At 60.0% G+C, this 14,284-nt stretch carries 16 protein-coding genes; 10 read left to right on the top strand and 6 right to left on the bottom strand.

Annotation, left to right across the window (positions count from 1 at the left end; translation table 11 throughout):
- Positions 1 to 294: 294 nt before the first annotated feature.
- The 3 genes from GA0061101_RS01365 to GA0061101_RS01355 are packed head-to-tail and all read left to right on the top strand — an operon-like array spanning position 295 to position 3,241.
- A complete protein-coding gene (locus GA0061101_RS01365) occupies positions 295 to 1,830 on the top strand; it encodes a sensor histidine kinase (protein WP_208864987.1) in 1,536 nt (511 codons plus the stop codon).
- Complete coding sequence (locus GA0061101_RS01360) at positions 1,802 to 2,833, top strand: peptidoglycan-binding domain-containing protein (protein ID WP_092572863.1); 1,032 nt, start codon at positions 1,802 to 1,804, stop codon at positions 2,831 to 2,833. The genes GA0061101_RS01365 and GA0061101_RS01360 overlap by 29 nt, the downstream gene beginning before the upstream one ends.
- 48 nt (positions 2,834 to 2,881) lie before the next feature.
- Positions 2,882 to 3,241 (top strand): DUF1491 family protein, encoded by a 360-nt coding sequence (locus GA0061101_RS01355; RefSeq protein ID WP_092573012.1) that lies wholly within the window; start codon positions 2,882 to 2,884, stop codon positions 3,239 to 3,241.
- Between the two features lie 6 nt (positions 3,242 to 3,247).
- On the opposite strand, the gene GA0061101_RS01350 is transcribed toward GA0061101_RS01355, so the two are convergent.
- Together GA0061101_RS01350 and GA0061101_RS01345 are read right to left on the bottom strand one after the other, a co-directional pair.
- Positions 3,248 to 4,255, bottom strand: a complete 1,008-nt coding sequence (locus tag GA0061101_RS01350) for a DUF2336 domain-containing protein (protein WP_245297420.1) — start codon at positions 4,253 to 4,255, stop codon at positions 3,248 to 3,250.
- A 450-nt stretch (positions 4,256 to 4,705) separates the two neighbouring features.
- A complete protein-coding gene (locus GA0061101_RS01345) occupies positions 4,706 to 4,912 on the bottom strand; it encodes a hypothetical protein (RefSeq protein ID WP_037193743.1) in 207 nt (68 codons plus the stop codon).
- A gap of 522 nt (positions 4,913 to 5,434) precedes the next feature.
- Between GA0061101_RS01345 and GA0061101_RS39250 the strand changes: the two genes are divergently transcribed.
- On the top strand, positions 5,435 to 5,602 hold the full coding sequence (locus GA0061101_RS39250; protein ID WP_167669520.1) for a hypothetical protein: 168 nt from the start codon (positions 5,435 to 5,437) through the stop codon (positions 5,600 to 5,602).
- Between the two features lie 128 nt (positions 5,603 to 5,730).
- On the opposite strand, the gene GA0061101_RS01335 is transcribed toward GA0061101_RS39250, so the two are convergent.
- The 3 genes from GA0061101_RS01335 to GA0061101_RS01325 all read right to left on the bottom strand — a co-directional run bounded on the left by GA0061101_RS01335 (position 5,731) and on the right by GA0061101_RS01325 (position 9,313).
- The gene (locus tag GA0061101_RS01335; protein WP_047559734.1) at positions 5,731 to 6,279 is read right to left on the bottom strand and encodes a DUF1254 domain-containing protein; all 549 of its coding nucleotides are present in this window, start codon (positions 6,277 to 6,279) and stop codon (positions 5,731 to 5,733) included.
- The gene (locus tag GA0061101_RS01330; protein WP_092573011.1) at positions 6,272 to 6,859 is read right to left on the bottom strand and encodes a DUF1214 domain-containing protein; all 588 of its coding nucleotides are present in this window, start codon (positions 6,857 to 6,859) and stop codon (positions 6,272 to 6,274) included. The genes GA0061101_RS01335 and GA0061101_RS01330 overlap by 8 nt, the downstream gene beginning before the upstream one ends.
- Positions 6,860 to 7,117: 258 nt before the next feature.
- Positions 7,118 to 9,313, bottom strand: a complete 2,196-nt coding sequence (locus GA0061101_RS01325) for a transglycosylase domain-containing protein (RefSeq protein WP_037193747.1) — start codon at positions 9,311 to 9,313, stop codon at positions 7,118 to 7,120.
- A 165-nt stretch (positions 9,314 to 9,478) separates the two neighbouring features.
- Here GA0061101_RS01325 and GA0061101_RS01320 point away from each other — a divergent pair, with 165 nt between their 5' ends.
- On the top strand, positions 9,479 to 9,964 hold the full coding sequence (locus GA0061101_RS01320) for a YcgN family cysteine cluster protein (protein WP_037193748.1): 486 nt from the start codon (positions 9,479 to 9,481) through the stop codon (positions 9,962 to 9,964).
- Here the strand turns inward: GA0061101_RS01320 and GA0061101_RS01315 are convergent.
- A complete protein-coding gene (locus GA0061101_RS01315) occupies positions 9,942 to 10,271 on the bottom strand; it encodes an MmcQ/YjbR family DNA-binding protein (RefSeq protein ID WP_092573010.1) in 330 nt (109 codons plus the stop codon). The genes GA0061101_RS01320 and GA0061101_RS01315 overlap by 23 nt on opposite strands.
- 146 nt (positions 10,272 to 10,417) lie before the next feature.
- Here GA0061101_RS01315 and GA0061101_RS01310 point away from each other — a divergent pair, with 146 nt between their 5' ends.
- The 5 genes from GA0061101_RS01310 (at position 10,418) to GA0061101_RS01290 (ending at position 14,230) form a co-directional block, all read left to right on the top strand.
- Positions 10,418 to 10,726, top strand: a complete 309-nt coding sequence (locus GA0061101_RS01310; protein WP_047559738.1) for a Dabb family protein — start codon at positions 10,418 to 10,420, stop codon at positions 10,724 to 10,726.
- A 540-nt stretch (positions 10,727 to 11,266) separates the two neighbouring features.
- The gene (locus GA0061101_RS01305; RefSeq protein WP_034507944.1) at positions 11,267 to 11,515 is read left to right on the top strand and encodes a hypothetical protein; all 249 of its coding nucleotides are present in this window, start codon (positions 11,267 to 11,269) and stop codon (positions 11,513 to 11,515) included.
- Positions 11,516 to 11,652: 137 nt separating this feature from the next.
- The gene (locus GA0061101_RS01300; protein ID WP_037193750.1) at positions 11,653 to 12,324 is read left to right on the top strand and encodes a response regulator transcription factor; all 672 of its coding nucleotides are present in this window, start codon (positions 11,653 to 11,655) and stop codon (positions 12,322 to 12,324) included.
- Positions 12,314 to 13,708 (top strand): sensor histidine kinase, encoded by a 1,395-nt coding sequence (locus tag GA0061101_RS01295; protein WP_037193751.1) that lies wholly within the window; start codon positions 12,314 to 12,316, stop codon positions 13,706 to 13,708. Before GA0061101_RS01300 ends, GA0061101_RS01295 begins: the two co-directional genes overlap by 11 nt.
- A gap of 90 nt (positions 13,709 to 13,798) precedes the next feature.
- Positions 13,799 to 14,230, top strand: coding sequence for a membrane protein (locus tag GA0061101_RS01290; RefSeq protein WP_037193752.1), 432 nt, complete (start codon positions 13,799 to 13,801; stop codon positions 14,228 to 14,230).
- Positions 14,231 to 14,284 lie beyond the last annotated feature (54 nt).

Raw genomic sequence — 14,284 nt, 5'->3', positions numbered from 1 at the left:
GTAGCGATTGCTGTTAAGCATGTCTCGCCCTATCCGCCTGATATGCAGGGCTTTGCGGCCACAGGCCCTGTCGCAAAAGTTAACGCACGACGGAAATCTAAATAAAATCCGTTGCTTACCCGCTGTTAACCACAAAAAACAAAGGTCCCGCATTCTGCGCCAAAACGGGATTTTGGAGCTTTTTCGGCCGACCGGCGGGGCTTTCCTTTATTCTTTCCTTAAGTCGCCAGAGCCTATTGTGAGGTCCAATAAGTGACCGTTTTGACGGGTTGTAGTGTGCGCGTATTGAGTAACATGACTGTCGGGGCTGGAGCCTTCGTAGACCGGGTAGGCGGAAGCTGGCTCTCCCGGACGAACGGGAATAGCGAAGTCCGTGGGCAGGAACTGGCGATCCTGCGCCGGCTTGCGCTTGCCTCATCCGTGGCTCTCTTTGCGGTTCCGATCGGGCTTTCATTTGTCACAAGCCCGGCCGTGGCACTGCCCGCAGGCGTCGCCACCGTTTGCGCCGCTTTCCTGTTTTCGGCCGTCGGCAGCATCGCGCTGTCGCGCCAGAGACCTAATTCCCAAACCACCGAGGCGGTCATCGTCGAGCATCATGACTTGATGCTCGAAGCCGCTTTCGGGCTCGTCCTACTGCTCGATCCACAAGGCAATGTGACTACGGTTGGCGGCCGCGATCGCGCGGAATTCCTGAGCTGGATGCGGGACCCGACCGGTCGCGGCTTCATCGAACAGATTCATGTTTCGGACCGGATCCTTTTTCTGCAGGCGGTCGATGTGCTGCGTCAGGGCCGCGATGCATTCGGCGTAGACCTGCGCCTGGAACGCTCGACCGTCATGGGCGGGGATGAGCAGTTCGTCCATGTCCGCATGGAGCTGACGGCACGACGCGACGGCGAAGGCCGATTGACGACGATCGTCGGCCAGCTGCGGGATATCTCGCAGGATAAGCAGCTTCGCGAGGATGCCGCGCGCAAGACCGCCGAGGCGCAATCGGCCAATGACGCCAAGTCAAGCTTCCTTGCCGCCGTCAGCCACGAGTTGCGGACGCCGCTCAATGCGATCCTCGGCTTCTCCGATATTCTCGGCGGCGAATATTTCGGCAAGCTGGCGAACAATCGGCAGCGGGAATATGTCGGCCTGATCCGCCAGTCCGGCGCGCACTTGTTGTCCGTGGTCAATACCATGCTCGATATGAGCAAGATCGAGGCCGGGCGCTATGAGCTTATGCTTGAGCCCTTCCCGATCGAGGACTCCATTGCCGCATGCGAAGCCATGCTGGCGCTGCAAGCGAAGGAAAAGGGGCTGACCTTGACGAGCCGCGTTCAGCGCGGCCTCGGCGAGATCGTCGCCGACCAGCGTGCTCTCCAGCAGATTCTGATCAATCTCGTCGGCAATGCGATCAAGTTCACCGATGCGGGCGGCGCCGTCACCGTCGATGCGGCATTGGCGGACGGGATGCTGAAGCTCTCGGTCGGCGATACCGGGATCGGCATCGCAAGCGAGCGGCTGGCCTCGCTCGGGCAGCCTTTCGTGCAGATCCAGAACGATTATACGCGCCGCTACGCCGGCACCGGCCTCGGCCTGTCGCTGGTCAAGGGACTGGTGGCGTTGCACGGCGGAAGCTTCTCGATCGCCAGCGCACCAGGCGAGGGCACGGTGATCACAATCCTTATTCCGTTCGACGGTTCGGCCGCCTTGACGACACAACAGTCTGTGGATGCCAATCGCCCCGTCGATTTTCCGCCGCGCCTGAAACATACTATGGAGACGAATGAAAGGCGAAACGAGGAAGAGATGAATGGCCCCGCAAAAGCGAAAATCGCCTAAGGGAAGAGGTAAGGGCAAGCGCAAGCAGCCCGGCTTCGCTTCTCGTGGAGCGGTTGCCGTGGGCAGCCTCGGCCTGCGCGGCGGCGCCGCGTTGGGCGGCCTTGGGCTGCGCGGCGCGGGTGCTCTTGCCGGTCTGGTCGGCGGTGCGGTCGGCAGGCATCCGGCAATCGCGGGCGGTGTTGCTCTCTTCCTCGGGGTTTTCGGCTTTGTAACCGCCAATGCGCTTTGGTATCAGCCAGGCGCGCATCCGTCGCCCTTGCTGCGTACCCGCGATCCTGGCGCTCCCTATCAGATCCCCGGCCGCAAGTCGTTCCTGCATGCGCAGCAGGCCGATGCCGGCAATGTCACGACATTCCGCATCGAGCGACAGGCTTCCACAACCGGTTCCACGCCTTCTGCCGCGGCGGGCCAGGCGGCGAGCCCGACCGCCGGGCAAGCGCCGGCCGCCACGCCATCGAAGCTGGTTGCCGACGTGCAGGCCGAACTCATCCGCCATGGTCTTTATGATGGCGCAGCCGACGGCGTTACCGGATCCCGCACGACCGCTGCCATTCTGTTTTTCCAGGAGGCGTCCGGCCTGGCCCAGACGGGCGCGCCCACACCCGAGCTCCTGGCCGCGCTGAAGGCGGCCAATGCCGGCGCTGTGCCTGCCCGCAAGACGAATGTTGCTACCGTTCCTGCGGAGCGCCCCGTCAATGTGTCGGCTACCGCGCAAGCCATCGATCCGGTTGCCGCCGCCATCCAGAACGCCGAGAAAAACATGAAGACCGGCGCAGTCGCTGCGAAGGCCACGCCGAGCGATGCGGTCGACAAGGTCAACATGGTGATGCAGATCCAGAAGGGTCTGAGCAACATCGCCTACAGCAACGTCAGCGTCGATGGCGTCGCCGGCGAGCAGACCAAGGCCGCCATCCGCCGGTTCCAGAAGCATTATCGCCTGCCGGAAACCGGCGAGCCGAACATCGCCGTCCTGAAGAAGCTGCAGGATATCGGCGCGCTTTAGCGCGTGCGTTCAATTGCTTCGCCGGCCGCTTCTCGTTATAGCTCGGCCATGAGATTGCGCAGCGACATTTTTGTGTCCGCCTTGACCCGACGTCTGTTCGCTCGGGGCGATTTTGCCGCCGTCGAGCGGAAGGGCGAGGAGCAGGCCGGAGCGATCTTCATCCGCCAACGGTTCCGTGACGGGTCGGAGACCCTCTATGCCCCGGCACCGCAGAGCTTCTTTGACGATGAGGAGAGCGGCGCCCGCCTGTTCGAGATCCGCATCAATCGCAAGGAAGCCGCCGAGATTCGCCAGACACTCGATCGCGAGCTGAAATTCGATCCGGATCTATGGATCATCGAACTGGAGACCGACGATATCGCTGATATCGTCCCGCTCGTCGACCAACGTCCCAACCCTCTGGATTGACGGCCGCTATCGCCGGCCTACCACGCGCAGCTCCCGGATCGCACCGGACTTGGCGCCGAAGAGAGGTTCGGCGGGGCGAGGGGCCGGATTGTCCTGTGGCAGATAAGTATAGCTGTCGGCGCGGCGCCACGCATCCACTCTTGCCTGGCTTTCCTCTGTATCGATTCCATCCAGAACCAGCCATGCGCGGCTGACGCTGCCATGCCGCTCCGCAAGATGCGGATAGAAGCGCTCAAGCGAATAGACGGCGTCGGCGAGGCCCATGCCGAGGCTGACCAGCGTCACCGCCAGCTGCTGGCCTGATGTATCGATCATGATGCGCTCGGTGAGCCAACGGCTGGAGGAGAGCGCATCGGCCAATGTGGTGGCAAACTGCAGTGCATCGCGTTCTCGCGCGAAACGTACGAGCAGGGCTTCCTGCGTTTCGCTGAGGCTGCGCAAACCGAGGCGATCCTGATCGTCGCGGGCCAGGTGACGAGCGGCCTGCTTGATTTGCTGGCGCAATGCTTCTTCGCGCGACAGCCGTTCGGATTCCAGCGGGTCGGTCTTCGGCGTTGCTTCCCTCGCCGGGGCGTCCGCTGTCGTTATGCCGCGATCGGGCTCGGCCTGGTGCAGGCCGACAAGCGCGTCGATGACCTTGGGAGATAGGGACGGCCGGCGGACGATTGCCCGCGCATGCGCTGCCCCTTGCGTGCGGGCAATGGTGATGAGGGTGTCGTCATCGATCGCCTGCGAGCTGGTGAGGAACGGAGCGGCGATCGCGATCGGCTGGCAACCGATGAACAGGGCGACGGCTTGAGGCACTGTCGGACATTGGGAAAGGGCGGCAACGGCCTGCCGCTTTGCCTCTTCGGACGATGCCTGGAAAACCGGGGTGAAGAGTTCTGCAAACTGGCGAAGTTCCGATTTCGACGGATGGTTCATGCCCTCGAAGCTGGTGATCGTCGCCATTAGAACCACGTCCTTCTTGCGGACTGTCGCAGGTTCTTCGAGGTCTCGAAACCGGTCACGCACGCCAACACCCATACTGATACGCAGAACAAAAACGCTGGGAGCCGGATTGTTGGACCTGTACCCCACCGCGCCTCTGTCCGGCCGGGCCGGGTCGCCCTTTTACCGTTGGGAACGGCTTCGGCGGCGATTGTCGAAACGGGTTTGGACACGGTCGTCCTTATCTGGCTTTTACAGAAGACTAAGGCCGGCAAGGTTAATGGTTGATGAAAACTTTATTAAAATGCCAATAAAAATTGCGCGTTAAGCTTGCGCGAGAATATCGGCCGGATTTATGCCGGATAAGCTGCAGCCGAGGGGGATCACCCTGCTGCAAAAACGCATTCGCAGCGAGGCATTGATGTGACGGCTCAACCTATAGGGGTTTGGCTTGGCATGTCGCCATAAAGCATTGCAGGCTTGTCTGAAGCCGCGCGTTTCGCTTCGATCACAGTCTAATTGGGAAGAAGTTGCCTAGATGCCTCTCTGCTCACGCAGCGCGGCGAGCAGCTTTTCGGAGGTATTGTAGCCGGACTGAAATAGGCCAATGGCCGCAGAGGCCGCGAGCTGGGCTTCAGCACTTGTGATATCGATCCGCTTCTCTGTGCACCATGTATCGAGCGCCCCGCGCAGGACCATGACATCCTCAGGTAAGAAGACGGAATTGCCCGTCGCATGCATTGCGTCGCCCTCAGTTTTCGCTTTGACAATACGTTAATTTTCTGTGAGCGCAAATAATATTTGCGTGACGCTTTTTTGCAACGCGATGGTCGGTTGCCTATTCGCCAGCGGCGCCGATGATTCACTTAAGGATATGATATTGCAGGGTTTCATAACCAAGCCGATTCCGGTGATTTTTTATCGGCTGGTGAAACTAATCCCGCCTTCACAGCGTTATGAGGGTATGACGACTCGTGCCTAGGGTGAAATGCGATGATGATTAGCATTCTGTTAACCGCGCTGTGTCTGAATTCGGTCAAAAGCAGTGATTTGCAGAATGCGGTCGTCAATAAAGTTAGCATGGGAGCCACAACCGGTACCCATGCCACGGTGTCCAGTAAATACCGTGAGAAGGCGTGAATGTCTTTCGTCTTGGCCCAAAATATGAGGCTGGGACTGGAAGAAGCGCTAGCCCGCTCTGAGGACGGGCAGGGTGAAATCAGTCGCAAGTTCATCCGTCTCGAGACGCAAATGGAGACGAGAATGGCAAAGATCATATCTCTTTCGGAGCGGCGATCGCGAATGCCGCCACGCGCTCAAAAGGAGCCGGTGGAAGCAAAACTATTGCTATTTACCGGCGTTCGCTACGAGCATCTGGACACCGTAACCGACCGCCCGGGGGCGGGGGGCAAGCGGGCGAAAAGCAAGTAGCTGCCCATCATATGGACTGTCGCGGTGGGATCGGCATCGCGACAACACATCTTCGCCGCGGTACGCAGCCTTTAGATCGCAGCGCCTGTCTCGCTAGCCATGGGCTCAGACTTTGTTCTGGCCCATTCTCAGTTGTCATTGAATTCGTCACAGCCGGCTTCCGACAGGAAGTCATGGGCCGCATCGTCGAAGCTGGCTTGCGGCGCCATCGTATGCAGAACCGCATAGCCCTGGGTGCGCGGCACTTCGACGAGGATCGATTGCGCGAGGGACGGCGGTAGGGCCTTGCGGATGCCGGTGAGCTGTATGGGAGATGCCAGCAGCAAATCGAGCGTCCCGCCGACGGATGTGCGGTCACTCATGCTGAAAACCTCGTTGGATGCCGCGTCGTAGACGGCGAGCGACCAGAAGGGCACCTTGCCTTTGGCGGTAAGGTGTACCGGCTTGTCTTCGATGTCGAATGCGCAAACGGCGGTCCGGATATAGGGGTCGGTATTGGAAAGCCCCGCATCGTCATCCTTGTCGTCGAGCATGTAGAAATGGTTTTCGTCGCCTTCGTCGGACACGCGGGTGTAGGCGTCGCGATCCGAGAAATGCGGCAGTGACAGGATGATGACGAGATGCAGCAGCGCTGCGCCGAATAGGCCGGTCAGAACAGCGAAAACGAATCTAAACATGGCCGCATCCGATCTTCTCGAGTTTCGGCATGGTCAGATCGATCAGCCCGGAATTGCTGGCCGCAGGCGAATCCAGCAGCGTCCATACCAAGCGAAAATTGCCGGCGGCGGGGAGCGCGAGCCAGTTGCCTGCATGGGCGTTGGGCGAAATGGCAATGTCGAAGCTTGAATCCGGATTGCGCAGCACGATCCAGGAATTGATCATCGACGGTCGTCCCGCAGGCCCGGCCAGCGGTTCGCCGTCATTACCAGCGATGAAAAGCGTCCAGAGCCGCGCCGGCGGCGTCTGGCCGCTGATGCGATAGCTGCAACTTGTCGTCAGCCGCCCGCCGGCACTATCGTCGGAAGCGGTGAACACCAACCCCTCCGCCGTGCCGTAGAGCAGTCGGCCCGCGCGGGCGCGATGCGACTTGGCATAGGGATCTGCCTCGGCTGTTTGCATTTCCGGAAACGCCTGCCAGACGCCCAGCTTGATCGCACCGAAACCGGAGGTCACATCCAGCGCAAAAAGCGTGAACACGATCCCGCCGCCAAAGGCGATCAGCAGTGAAAGCGCAACAAGAAGGGGAACTCGGAACACCCTGGGATCGTCCTCGTGACAAATCAGTGTCGATTTATCCCTGATTCTGAAGGTAGGGGGAAGGGCGGGCGTCGTTGGTTCGATATCACCGATAGGCAAAAACGCGCGAAGGAGCCTCGTGAATGCGAGCATCTGCCGGGGTTGCTTGCTCCCGCAGCTGGGATGTCGAGTTCAGATGTTTTCCTGTATCTTTTCGGTGGAAAGCCGAAAGGAGCGGCCGCCAATCGCGGATCTCGCTCCTCTTGCCCCGAACGACCGCTACTCCGCAGCAGCCAACTTCTGCGCTTCGAGCGCTGGAGCCGTCTTCAGCCTTTCACCGATATCGCGAAGGATCTTCGTGGAATCCACCGACAGCGAGCGCGGTCGCACGAGCGGCGGCAGGCCGCCATCCGTCGTGTCCGCCGGTTTCTTGGCCGCCACCGTCTGCGGTTTCTGCACCGGGAATGGATTGCTGATGCCTGGAATTGGTTTCAGCACGACCCCCTGGTTCGCATAGTCCATGATCTTCTTGAAGGTCATGGCCGGCAGCGTGCCGCCCGTCATGTTGTTGGTCGAGGTATAGTCGTCGTTGCCGAACCAGACGGCGCAGGTATAGTTGCCGGTAAAGCCGATGAACCAGGCGTCGCGATAGGCTTGAGTTGTGCCGGTCTTGCCGCCGATGACGATGCCGTTGTCCAGCGCTGCCTTGCGGCCGGTGCCGATCACCGGAACCTGTGTCAGCATCTGGTTCATGTAGGAGGTGGCTTTTTCGCTGAGGACGCGCTTGGCGGACGGCTCGTCGCGACTGAAATCATAGATCACCTTGCCGTCATAGCCGGTGATCTGTTCGATGCCGTGACGCCGGGACTGCATGCCATCGGCCGGAAAAACCGCATAGGCCGTGGCCTGGTCGAGCACGGTCACTTCCGATGTGCCGATCGGAATGGTCTTGTCGTTGCGGATCGGCGTCTCCACGCCCAAGGCCTTGGCCATGTCGCGAATGGGCTGAATGCCGAACTTCTCCTTGGCCAGACGCACCGGAACCGTGTTGATCGACTGCGTGATCGCCTGCGTCAGCGTCACCTTGCCTTCATAGCGGTTCTCGTAGTTGTGCGGGCTCCAGTTGCCCCAGGTGATCGGTGCGTCGACGATGGTGGAGGTCGGCGTCATGCCGTTCTCCATCGCCACGGAGTAGGTATAGATCTTGAACGAGGAGCCTGGCTGGCGCAGCGCCTTGGTCGCGCGGTTGAACTGGCTTTCGCCGTAGTCGCTGCCGCCGACCATGGCGCGGACCGCGCCGCCGCTTTCGATGAGAACGCTGGCGCCCTGCTTGGCATGGTAGCGCTCACCATATTCCATCAGGCTGGACTGGATCGAATCCTCCGCCGCCTTCTGCAGCCCCATGTCGATAGTCGTGCGGACGATCAGCGAGCGTTCCGGAAAACGCGTGGCGAGCCGCTGCACTTCATCGAAGGACCAGTCGAGGAAGTAGTCCGGAGAGTCGATCTGGGCGCGGTCGACGACGGAGGCGGGATTGCGCCGCGCGGCGATCACCTGGCCCTCGGTCATCAATCCGCTCTGCACAAGGTTGGACAGCACATCGTTGGCACGGGCGCGCGCGGCCGGCAGATTGACATGCGGCGCATATTTCGCCGGTGCCTTGAACAGGCCAGCGAGCATCGCGGCCTCCGCCAGATTGACGTCGGTGATGCTCTTGCCGAAATAGAATTGCGCCGCAGCGGCCGCGCCGAAAGTGCCGCCGCCCATATAGGTGCGGTCGAGATAGAGGCTGAGGATCTCCTTCTTGGAGAGATTGGCTTCCAGCCAGATCGCTAGAAAGGCCTCCTTGATCTTGCGATCGATGGAGCGTTCGTTGTTGAGGAAGATGTTCTTGGCAAGCTGCTGCGTCAGCGTCGAGCCGCCCTGCACGACGCCGCCGGCCTGCGCATTGACCGTCACTGCGCGGAACAGGCCGATCACGTCGATGCCGAAATGGTCGAAGAAACGCCGGTCCTCGGTCGCCAGCACCGCCTTGATGAAATAGTCCGGCAGCTGGTCTACGGGAACGGAATTCTCGTGAATGATGCCGCGATGGCCGATGACGTTGCCGTAGCGGTCGAGGAAAGTGACGGCAAAGTTGCCGCGATTGCGCCAGTCGCCCTGTGTCGCCTCGAAAGCCGGCATGGCGAGCATCAGCATGACGACGGAGCCGGCCGCGCCGAGCGTCAGGCCTTCGCCGAGCAGTTCGAAAACGATGCGTTTCCAGCCGCGCACGCGGAAACGGCGGAAGAAAATCGTGATATCTTCCCAGGCTTCGCCAAGCCGAAAACCGGCATTCCACAAGGTGGAGTCGATCCATGAATCGATACGCAGAAAGAAATAGCGTTTCCGGCGCGGCGGCTTTCCGGCCCCGCTCTCCTGTTGCGTCCCGGGCTCTGTCTTCGGCCCGTCTTCTGGATTGGATGGGTCTTCCACGCGCTACTTCCCGACCACAATACTGCTGCGTGTCTCCTTGTGGCGCACGCAAAGCCCATTATCTCATAGAGTGGCGAATTGAATAATTGGTTGATTTAGAGAAAAGAACAAGAGACACGCATGTCGCGGCCCGCATTTCCTGCCTGGGCGGCGAGGATGATGAGGATGGACGAGATACCTTTCTGGAAAAGCAAGGCGCTGGCGGAGATGAGCACGCCGGAATGGGAAAGCCTTTGCGACGGCTGCGGCCTCTGTTGTCTCAACAAGCTGGAGGATTGGGATAGCGGCGACGTCTATTTCACGTCGGTCCGCTGCAAGCTGATGGATGGCGAAAGCTGTCAATGCACCAGCTATCCGAACCGCTGGGATTTCGTGCCCGATTGCGTGCAGTTGACGCCGGAAAAGGTACCAGAGCTGGCATGGCTGCCGCCCACCTGCGCCTATCGTCTCGTCGACGAAGGCCGTGACCTCTATTGGTGGCACCCGTTGATATCTGGCGATCCGGAAACGGTCCATATCGCCGGCGTCTCCGCGCGGGGACGCACGATCAGCGAGAACGACGTCGCGCTCGACGATTTCGAGGACTATGTCGTCGACTGGCCGTTGACCGTGGAAGACCACATGGAGCCTAAACCTCCGGTAAAACCATAGATTTCGGCGCCACGTTTCGCCATGCCCGACGCACGAGCGCCTTTACCGCCTTACGATCCGCGCCGTGATGGAAAAGCCGCGTCGATCCCTTGAGCCCCCAGCCACCCGGCACGGCCGCGACATGCTGCGGCAAGGTGGCCAGCGCCATCTGCTGCTGATCGGGCGTCAGCTTGACCACGCAGAAATCGGGGCCTGGGAGAGTCATGAAGATCTTGCTCCGCACCCGAAAGTCACGGATTCCGAAATGTGAGCTTTCTGCCGTCTCCGGCAGCCCGAGAGCAAGGGCAATGAGATCCTCGTCTTTCATAAGGACGACAATATCATGCCGGGCTGCGATGCGGAAACTGGTTGCCTGCGACGAAACGGTTTCATGGGTGAGCGGCCGATTCATTGAATTGATTCCGCGCGCATGATATCGCGCGGTGCCTTCGCACACGCACAGGGAGCCGTCGCGTGATCCGTCATATCGTCTTCTTCACCGTTCCCGATCGCGCCAATCTTGAGGACGTCCGCTCCGGCCTGTCGATCCTGACCGCCATCCCGCATGCGCGCCTGCTGGAGATCGGCACGAATGTAAAGACCGACCAGCTCGGCACCGAAGTCGATATCGTCGTCTATGGCGAATTCGATGACGAGGCCGCGCTCGCCGCCTACAAGGCGCATCCGAATTATCAGCGCTCCATCGATCGCGTTCGCCCGCTGCGGGAAATGCGGATTGCCGCCGATTACGAGACGACGGTCGCGATCCGCGAACCGTTCTGAACGAAGCCTTGGCGGGAGCTTCCATCGCCAGTCATTTCAAGCGATTGAGCGCTCGAACGGAATCGGATTGTCGACGAGTGGATTCATTGCGAGAGGTCCTTGAATCGATGTCTAAGGTTCCTGACTCTTCCACAGAAGAAGCGCCCTCAACCGATTCAAAAGACTCAAGGAAAACTTGGTGTTTTACGTTCGTAAAACACTTGAGGGCCGATTGGGTTGGCCAAGCATGCGCGATCGATCATGACGCGCTTATGAGGCAATGATAATCAAGAATGATTAAAAATGCCTGAGTCTTGGATTTATGCATGTTGCCGCCAACCGGATACATGAGCATGGATAGGAGATTGGCATCGATAGCATTCGATAAACTGCCGCCGCCGCCGCTTTGGAACTTCGCATATAATAGATTCAAATAGTTAAATTCAATTTTTAGCTTGCTGCACGTCCTGCGAGCGGAAAATTACAGCCCATTCATTTGCCATTCAGACGTGTTTGGGTACATATTTGCTCAAGTTAATGTCCCTGTGGGAAGTCTGAAGCATGGCCTCATTTTTAAGCATAGCAGCAGCGGCGGTCGTCTTGGCCGGCTCGGCTGTTTTGCCGGCGCCGACGTCGACCCTGGTGGCCCGCGCCAACAGCGATTGCAGCGAGGCTGCGGCCGCTGTCGTTGAAAAGACGGGTGGGCAGCTCCTTTCCGCGCAGCCGTCCGGCGATAGCTGTGTCATCACCGTTCTCGTACAGGGCAACGGGCAGCGTCCGCGCAAGGTGACGATGAAGGTGCCGATGTGAAGCATGAGCATCTTGGGTCATAACGCACAGCGGACGTTCTAAAGCCTTGAATCTCACGCAAAATCTTATCGTTTCCATGATTCCACTGTAGCTCGATTTACAGTACTGTTTCTCGAACCGGGGAAATTGGGTCCAACATGCGCATTCTCATAGTCGAAGACGATATCAATCTGAATCGCCAGCTAGCCGAGGCCTTGAAAGAGGCAGGCTACGTGGTCGATACGGCCTTTGACGGCGAGGAAGGCCATTTCCTGGGCGATACAGAACCCTACGACGCCATCATTCTCGACATTGGTTTGCCAGAGATGGATGGCATCACCGTACTGGAGAAATGGCGCGGCGCCGGGCGGGCCACGCCTGTGCTGATCCTGACCGCTCGCGACCGCTGGAGCGACAAGGTGGCCGGCATCGATGCCGGCGCCGACGATTATGTCGCCAAGCCATTCCATGTCGAAGAGGTGCTCGCCCGTATCCGCGCATTGATCCGCCGCGCCGCAGGCCATGCCTCCTCGGAAATCATCTGCGGTCCGGTGCGGCTCGACACCAAGAGCTCGAAGGCGACGGTCGACGGCAAGCCGCTCAAGCTCACCTCTCATGAATACCGCTTGCTTGCCTACCTCATGCATCACAAGGGTGAAGTCGTCTCGCGCACCGAGTTGGTCGAGCATATGTACGATCAGGATTTCGATCGCGATTCCAATACGATCGAGGTTTTCGTCGGCCGTCTGCGCAAGAAGATGGGCGTCGATCTGATCGAGACGGTCCGTGGCCTTGGTTACCGAATCCAAGCTCCGACCAATGCGAATTAAGTCGCTCACCGCTCGCGTCCTGCTGTTGACCACACTCTGGTCCGCCGTGGCGCTGGTGGTGATCGGCCTGGTTATCTCCAATATCTATCGTAAGAGCGCCGAGCGCGGTTTTGAGGACCTGTTGCGCGCACAGCTTTCCAGTGTGATCAATTCGGTCACGATCAGCGATCAGGGTGAGTTATCAGGCAAGCCGGAGCTTGGCGACCTGCGCTTCGCCCAGCCGAAGACCGGCTGGTACTGGATAGTCGAACCGCTCGGTACCTATACCGCGACACCGCTGGTCTCGCCGTCCCTCGGCGCATCGAACCTGCCGGTGCTGTCGGTGCTGGAGGCACCCTTCGACAAGCAATACCAGCGCTATTACATCGTTACGGATGCCTTCGGAAACCGCGTGCAGGTGGCTGAAACCGAAATCCAGTTCGATACGGACCATGCAGCTCGGTTTCGCGTCACCGGCAATGTCGCTGTCGTCGAGGACGATGTCCGCAATTTCTCCCACAGCCTCTATTTTGCGCTCGTCGGCTTCGGCGTCGGCAGCCTCATCGTCAACGCGCTCGCCATTCTCTACGGTTTGAAGCCGCTCGATAAGGCCCGCGCGGCGCTGGAGCGCATCCGTGCCGGCGAGAGCGAGCGTTTGCAGGGCGATTTCCCGCGCGAGATCCTGCCGCTTGCCAATGAGGTCAACGCCCTGATCGAAAGCAACCGACGCATCGTCGAGCGAGCCCGCATGCAGGTAGGCAATCTCGCCCATTCGCTGAAGACGCCGATCGCGGTGCTGCTCAACGAATCCCGTGTGCTGGAGCGCTCGCACGGCGATCTGGTGAAGAACCAGGCCGAGGCTATGCAGGGGCAGGTGCAATCCTATCTCAACCGTGCCCGTATCGCGGCGCAGCGCGAATCCGTGCTGGCGCGCACAGAGGCGGAACCGGCGCTGGAGCGGCTTGTCCGAGTCATGCGGCGGCTCAACGCGGACAAGGAGTTCGAATTGTCGGTTGCTCCCAATCTTGCCCTTGCCATGGAGCAGCAGGATCTGGAGGAGACGGTCGGTAACCTGCTGGAAAACGCCGCCCGCTTTGCCGAGCACAAGGTGCGTCTTTCCGCGAGCGAGGCGCCGCCGGAAATCAAGGGCATCGATCCTGTGCGGCGTCATTGGGTGGAGCTGGTGGTCGAGGACGATGGACCCGGCCTTGAGCCGGATCAGATCCGCGAGGCGATGAAGCGCGGGCGCAGGCTGGACGAGAGCAAGCCGGGCACCGGTCTCGGGCTATCGATCGTCAGCGAGATCACCAACGAATATCAGGGGCGGCTGGAACTCTCCCGCGGTGCCTGGGGCGGCCTTCGCGCCAGTCTAATTCTGCCTGGTCTGACGAAGGATGTTGCGTGAGGCACGGCATGATGACAAAAAGATGTGGTGGGTCATGATGATGCCGCATCGCAGTACCTATAGTTTGCTTGTTGATACTGGTTCGGTTGTATGAAGCTTCGTACCTTTTTCTTGATCGCCCCCTCCGTTTTTGCCGCGATTGCGCTTTCAGGTTGCTCGACGACGAGCGGCAAGGGCGGCGGCATAAGCCTGCTCCACTCTTCGAAGTCCGCGGGGTCGACGACCTATATTGTCGCGCTTGAAGGCGGCATTGTCGGACGAACCGGCATCAAGCTCAGCGATAGTGACCTGCAGCGGGCGCTGGAAGCGGAGTACAGGGCGCTGGAAAGCTCGCCGCTCGGTCAGCCCGTGGTCTGGAACGGCAGGAATGCCAGCGGCGAGGTCATTGCCGCCGCTCCCTATCAGGTCGGCTCACAAAATTGCCGGCAATACACGCACACGATCACGGTCGAGGGAAAGCCGACCACGGCAAGGGGTGCCGCATGCCGCAATGACAACGGCACATGGACGCCGCTCAACTGAGATGGTCTTAGCCCTCGCGCCAGTGGGGAGAGAGTGGCGCCAAAGCGCCGGGTG

This window comes from Martinezella lusitana (assembly GCF_900094565.1).
In the GTDB taxonomy this organism is placed as follows: Bacteria; Pseudomonadota; Alphaproteobacteria; order Rhizobiales; family Rhizobiaceae; genus Rhizobium; species Rhizobium lusitanum.
This window is presented reverse-complemented; position numbering and strand designations above follow the sequence as displayed.

Excerpts from the sequence above, each read along its gene's own strand:
- GA0061101_RS01335 (WP_047559734.1), bottom strand. The coding sequence starts at position 6,279 with ATGTTTAGATTCGTTTTCGCTGTTCTGACCGGCCTATTCGGCGCAGCG.
- GA0061101_RS01295 (WP_037193751.1), top strand. The coding sequence starts at position 12,314 with ATGCGAATTAAGTCGCTCACCGCTCGCGTCCTGCTGTTGACCACACTC.
- GA0061101_RS39250 (WP_167669520.1), top strand. The coding sequence starts at position 5,435 with ATGGCAAAGATCATATCTCTTTCGGAGCGGCGATCGCGAATGCCGCCA.
- GA0061101_RS01345 (WP_037193743.1), bottom strand. The coding sequence starts at position 4,912 with ATGCATGCGACGGGCAATTCCGTCTTCTTACCTGAGGATGTCATGGTC.
- GA0061101_RS01300 (WP_037193750.1), top strand. The coding sequence starts at position 11,653 with ATGCGCATTCTCATAGTCGAAGACGATATCAATCTGAATCGCCAGCTA.
- GA0061101_RS01355 (WP_092573012.1), top strand. The coding sequence starts at position 2,882 with ATGAGATTGCGCAGCGACATTTTTGTGTCCGCCTTGACCCGACGTCTG.
- GA0061101_RS01315 (WP_092573010.1), bottom strand. The coding sequence starts at position 10,271 with ATGAAAGACGAGGATCTCATTGCCCTTGCTCTCGGGCTGCCGGAGACG.
- GA0061101_RS01320 (WP_037193748.1), top strand. The coding sequence starts at position 9,479 with ATGGACGAGATACCTTTCTGGAAAAGCAAGGCGCTGGCGGAGATGAGC.
- GA0061101_RS01365 (WP_208864987.1), top strand. The coding sequence starts at position 295 with ATGACTGTCGGGGCTGGAGCCTTCGTAGACCGGGTAGGCGGAAGCTGG.
- GA0061101_RS01360 (WP_092572863.1), top strand. The coding sequence starts at position 1,802 with ATGGCCCCGCAAAAGCGAAAATCGCCTAAGGGAAGAGGTAAGGGCAAG.
- GA0061101_RS01290 (WP_037193752.1), top strand. The coding sequence starts at position 13,799 with ATGAAGCTTCGTACCTTTTTCTTGATCGCCCCCTCCGTTTTTGCCGCG.
- GA0061101_RS01305 (WP_034507944.1), top strand. The coding sequence starts at position 11,267 with ATGGCCTCATTTTTAAGCATAGCAGCAGCGGCGGTCGTCTTGGCCGGC.